Origin of the sequence: Hydrogenophaga sp., assembly GCF_022844385.1 — a bacterium.
Classification (GTDB): Bacteria; Pseudomonadota; Gammaproteobacteria; order Burkholderiales; family Burkholderiaceae_C; genus Hydrogenophaga.
Genome location: NZ_JALHLX010000193.1, coordinates 1 through 4,745, shown reverse-complemented (window position 1 = coordinate 4,745; position 4,745 = coordinate 1). Strand labels below are relative to the sequence as shown.

At 66.2% G+C, this 4,745-nt stretch carries 6 protein-coding genes; 1 reads left to right on the top strand and 5 read right to left on the bottom strand.

Translation table 11 applies throughout. The features are described from left to right. The 4 genes from Q0C59_RS18760 to Q0C59_RS18745 form a co-directional block, all read right to left on the bottom strand. Positions 1-702 (bottom strand): aspartate carbamoyltransferase catalytic subunit (locus Q0C59_RS18760; protein ID WP_291218422.1); only part of this gene is annotated, 702 nt, incomplete at its 3' end. Continuing rightward, positions 699-1,223 carry a bifunctional pyr operon transcriptional regulator/uracil phosphoribosyltransferase PyrR gene (pyrR, locus tag Q0C59_RS18755; protein ID WP_291218420.1) on the bottom strand — a complete coding sequence of 175 codons (525 nt, stop codon included), beginning with the start codon at positions 1,221-1,223 and terminating at the stop codon, positions 699-701. The genes pyrR and Q0C59_RS18760, both read right to left, overlap by 4 nt. Continuing rightward, on the bottom strand, positions 1,220-1,648 hold the full coding sequence (ruvX, locus tag Q0C59_RS18750; RefSeq protein WP_291218418.1) for a Holliday junction resolvase RuvX: 429 nt from the start codon (positions 1,646-1,648) through the stop codon (positions 1,220-1,222). Before ruvX ends, pyrR begins: the two co-directional genes overlap by 4 nt. After that, the gene (locus Q0C59_RS18745) at positions 1,645-2,232 is read right to left on the bottom strand and encodes a YqgE/AlgH family protein (protein ID WP_291218417.1); all 588 of its coding nucleotides are present in this window, start codon (positions 2,230-2,232) and stop codon (positions 1,645-1,647) included. Before Q0C59_RS18745 ends, ruvX begins: the two co-directional genes overlap by 4 nt. Positions 2,233-2,308: 76 nt before the next feature. Between Q0C59_RS18745 and Q0C59_RS18740 the strand changes: the two genes are divergently transcribed. Beyond that, positions 2,309-3,817, top strand: a complete 1,509-nt coding sequence (locus tag Q0C59_RS18740) for a deoxyribodipyrimidine photo-lyase (protein ID WP_291218411.1) — start codon at positions 2,309-2,311, stop codon at positions 3,815-3,817. Here Q0C59_RS18740 and Q0C59_RS18735 read toward each other — a convergent pair. Next, on the bottom strand, positions 3,814-4,745 hold a 932-nt coding region (locus Q0C59_RS18735), incomplete at its 5' end, for a metallopeptidase TldD-related protein (protein WP_291218410.1). The genes Q0C59_RS18740 and Q0C59_RS18735 overlap by 4 nt on opposite strands.

The window sequence follows — 4,745 nt, the reverse complement described above, 5'->3', positions numbered from 1 at the left end:
CGTGATCACCACGTCGCAGTCCTTGATGCCTTCTTCCAGCGTGTGGCACACGCGCACACCCATCTGCGAGAGGTCGCTCGGCACGAGGGTGCGCGGGCCGACCACGCGCACGTCGGGGCAGCCCAGCGTGGTCAGGGCGTGGATGTCGGAGCGCGCCACGCGCGAGTGCAGCACATCACCCACGATGGCCACCGAGAGCCTGGTGAAGTCCTGCTTGTAGTGGCGGATGGTGTACATGTCGAGCAGCCCCTGCGTGGGGTGCGCGTGGCGCCCGTCGCCGGCGTTGATCACGTGCACATGCGGCGCCACGTGCTGCGCGATCAGATACGGCGCACCCGACTCGCTGTGGCGCACCACAAAGATGTCGGCAGCCATGGCGCTGAGGTTGGAGATGGTGTCGAGCAGCGACTCGCCCTTGGCGGTGGAGCTGCGCGCGATGTCCAGGTTGATCACGTCGGCGGAGAGGCGCGTGGCCGCAATCTCGAAGGTGGTGCGGGTGCGCGTGCTGTTCTCGAAAAACAGGTTGAACACGCTCTTGCCCCTCAGCAGCGGCACCTTCTTCACCTCGCGGTTGCTCACGCTCACGAAGTTGGCGGCGGTGTCCAGGATCTGCGTGAGGATGTCGCGCGACAGGCCCTCGGTGGAAAGCAGGTGAATGAGTTCACCGTTCTTGTTGAGTTGGGGATTGCGTCGCACGGTCAGGTTTCCTTGGTTTCCAGCACGAAGCTCAGGCGGCCAGCGTCGTCTCTCGCGAGTTCCAGCGACTGGCCGGCGGGCACCTCGACGCGGGCGGCGCACACGTTGGCTTCGATCGGAAGTTCGCGCCCACCCCGGTCCACCAGCACCGCCAGGCGCACGCTGGCCGGGCGGCCATAGTCGAAGAGTTCGTTGATCACCGCGCGCAGCGTGCGCCCGGTGTAGAGCACGTCGTCAACCAGCAGCACATGCGCGCCGTTCACATCGAAGGGCAACACCGTCTGCGCGCTCGATGCGAGACCGCGCTGGGCGAAGTCGTCGCGGTGCATGCTCGACGAGATCACACCGGCGCTGCCCGGCAGGGCCAGATCGTGCTGCAGGCGCTCGGCCACCCAGGCGCCGCCGGAGGTGATGCCTGCGAGCACCACAGGCGTTGCAGAGGTTTCCATGAGGGCCTTCACGGCCGGCACGAGTTGCGCGTAAAGCGCCTCCGCGTCCAGCGGCAAAGGCGCGTTCAACTGGGTCAAGGCAGGCTCCTCAAAAATTGTTCCAGGATGATGCAGGCCGAAGCAGCGTCGGCGTCTTTCGCGCCCAGGCTGTGGGCTTCGGTGGTGCTGTAGCGCTCGTCCACTTCAAACACCGGCAGGCCGTGGCGCCCGCGCAGCTGGCGGGCGAATTTCAAAGCACGCGCGGTGTTCTCGTGCGCTGCGCCGTCGGGGTGGTAGGGCACGCCGACCACCAGCGCGTCGGGCTGCCACTCCTTGAGCCGCTGCGCGATCAAGGGGAAACGTGCGTCACCTTCTGCGTTGATGGTGGCCTGCGGCGTGGCGCTGCGGGTGATGCGGTTGCCGGTGGCGACACCGGTTCGTTTGAGCCCGAAGTCGAAAGCAAGAAACATCTGGCAATGCGCCGGGACTTCAAGGGTCGTGGGCGCAGTTGCTGGTGCGCTCATGCGTGGCCTGCGTCGGGTGAGAGCATCCAGGGCTGCAAGCCCAGCAGTGCCATCGCGCGCTCGTAACGCTCGGCCACCGGTGCGTCAAAGATCACCGCAGGGTCGGCCTCCACCGTGAGCCAGCTGTTTTCGGTGATTTCCGATTCGAGCTGACCCTGGCCCCACGAGGCGTAGCCGAGCGACACAAACACCCGGCGCGGGCCGGCGCCCGAAGCCATGGCTTCCAGCACGTCCTTGGAGGTGGTCATCTCCAGACCACCAGGGATCGACAACGTGGAGGCGTAGACCGATTCACCCTCGCCCGACACCGCCTCGTGCAGCACAAAACCGCGCTCGGTCTGCACAGGACCGCCCTGGAACACCGGGTGCTCCAGCAGGTCGTCGCGGCCCATGGGCAGGTCGACCTTTTCAAACAAACGGGGCAGCAGGATGTCGCTGGGCTTGTTGATCACCAGGCCGAGCGCACCACGTTCGCTGTGTTCGCACATGAACACCACGCTGCGGCCAAATAGCTCATCGCTGAGGCCGGGCATCGCAATCAGGAAATGATTGGTCAGGTTGATGGGGGCAAAATCAGCTGGCATCGGCCGATTTTAAGCCGCTGACCTTACCCCCCGGGGGTGGCCACCGCCATCCCCCCAGCACCACCCGCCCGGACGCATGAACACCTACGACAAAGGCCTGATGTGGTTCCGCCGGGACCTGCGCGCCGAGGACAACGCCGCGCTCTACCACGCGCTCAAGGTGTGCCGGCAGGTCTGGTGCGTGTTCGTGTTCGACGCCGACATCCTCGACGCCCTGCCCCGCGCGGACCGGCGTGTGGAGTTCATCCGCGAATCGCTGGTGGAGCTGGACGCTGCGCTGCGACAGCTCGGTCGCGACAACGGCGTGGAAGGCGTGGGTTTGATCGTGATGCACGGCCCCGCAACCAAAGCGGTGCCGGCGCTGGCGCAGCAGCTGGCGGTGCAGGCGGTGTTTGCCAACCACGACGACGAGCCCGCGGCCAAGGCGCGCGACGCGCACGTGTTCGGTGATCTCGCGCACGCCGGCATCTTGTTGCACAGCCACAAGGACCATGTGATCTTCGAGCGGCGCGAGGTGCTCACGCAGATGGGAAATGCGTTCGGCGTGTTCACGCCCTACAAGAACGCCTGGCTCAAGGCGCTCACGCCTGAGCACCTCAAAGCCTACCCGGTGGCGCAGGTCGCGCGAACGCTGGCCTCTGTGCCAGCGCCTCTGGTCAAACCCGTGCCGAGTCTGGCCGACATCGGCTTCGAGCCCACCAACCTGTCGCAACTGCCGCTGCCCACGGGCGCCAGTGGCGCGCACCGCCTGTTTGAAGACTTTGTGGAGCGCATCGACCGCTACGACGAGACGCGCAACTTTCCCGCGGTGAAAGGCCCGAGCTACCTCAGCGTGCACCTGCGCTTCGGCACCATCTCGATCCGCCACCTGGCCTCGGTGGCGTACCAGATGCACCTGCAAGGGATCGTGGGCGCGAGCACGTGGCTGTCGGAACTGATCTGGCGCGACTTCTACCACCAGGTGCTGGCCAACTTTCCTCATGTGGTGGAGAAGGCCTTCAAGCCCGAGTACGACCACATCAAGTTCGAGCACGGCAAACACGGAAAGGAGCTGTTCGCTGCCTGGTGCGAGGGCCGCACCGGTTACCCGCTGGTGGACGCTGCCATGCACCAGATCAACCAGACCGGCTACATGCACAACCGCCTGCGCATGGTGGTGGCGAGTTTCCTGGTGAAAGACCTCGGCATCCACTGGCAGTGGGGCGAGCGCTACTTTGCCGAGAAACTGATCGACTTCGACCTGGCGGCCAACAACGGAGGCTGGCAGTGGGCCAGTTCGAGCGGGTGTGATGCCCAGCCCTACTTCCGCATCTTCAACCCGGTGAGCCAGAGCGAAAAGTTCGACCCGCAGGCCAAGTTCATCCGGCGCTATTTGCCCGAGATCGCGGGCCTGCCGGATGCCGCGATTCATGCGCCTTGGCTGGCGCGCGAGATGGAGTTGCTGGGTGCGGGCGTGGAACTGGGCAAGACCTATCCACGCCCGGTCGTGGACCACGCCGTGGCGCGAGAGCAGACGCTGCTGCGCTACGCGGTGGTGAAGAAACCCGGAAAAATCCCTGGCTCCGGGACCCGGGCCGTCGATTAAGCGGTGCCGCCGACAGTCAGACCGTCGATGCGCAGCGTGGGCTGACCCACGCCGACCGGCACGCTCTGACCCTCTTTGCCGCAGGTGCCCACGCCGCTGTCGAGCTTCATGTCGTTGCCGATCATGCTCACGCGGGTCAGCGAATCGGGGCCGTTGCCCACCAGCGTGGCGCCCTTCACCGGGTACTGGATCTGGCCGTTTTCCACCCAGTAGGCCTGGCTCGCCGAGAACACGAACTTGCCCGAGGTGATGTCGACCTGGCCACCGCCGAAGTTGGTGGCGTACAGGCCCTTCTTGATGCTGGCCACGATTTCCTCGGGCGCCTTGTCGCCGCCCAGCATGTAGGTGTTGGTCATGCGCGGCATGGGCACGTGCGCGTAGCTCTCGCGCCGGCCATTGCCGGTGGGCTTCACGCCCATCAGGCGCGCGTTCATCGAGTCCTGGATGTAGCCGCGCAGGATGCCGTCTTCGATCAGCACATTCTTCTGCGAGGTGTGACCTTCGTCGTCCACGTTGAGCGAGCCGCGGCGGTCGGCGATGGTGCCGTCGTCGAGCACGGTCACGCCCTTGGCGGCCACACGCTGGCCGATGCGCCCGGCAAAGGCGCTGCTGCCCTTGCGGTTGAAGTCGCCTTCCAGCCCGTGGCCCACGGCCTCGTGCAGCAGGATGCCCGGCCAGCCCGAACCCAGCACCACCACCATCTCGCCGGCCGGTGCGGGTCGCGCGTCGAGGTTGGTCAGGGCCGACGACACGGCTTCGTCCACGTAGGTCTGCACCATCGCGTCGTCAAAGTAGGCGAGGCCAAAACGGCCGCCGCCGCCCGACGAGCCCACCTCGCGGCGGCCAGCCTGCTCGGCGATCACGGTGACCGACAGGCGGATCAGCGGGCGCACATCGGCAGCCAGCGTGCCGTCGGCACGCGCCACCA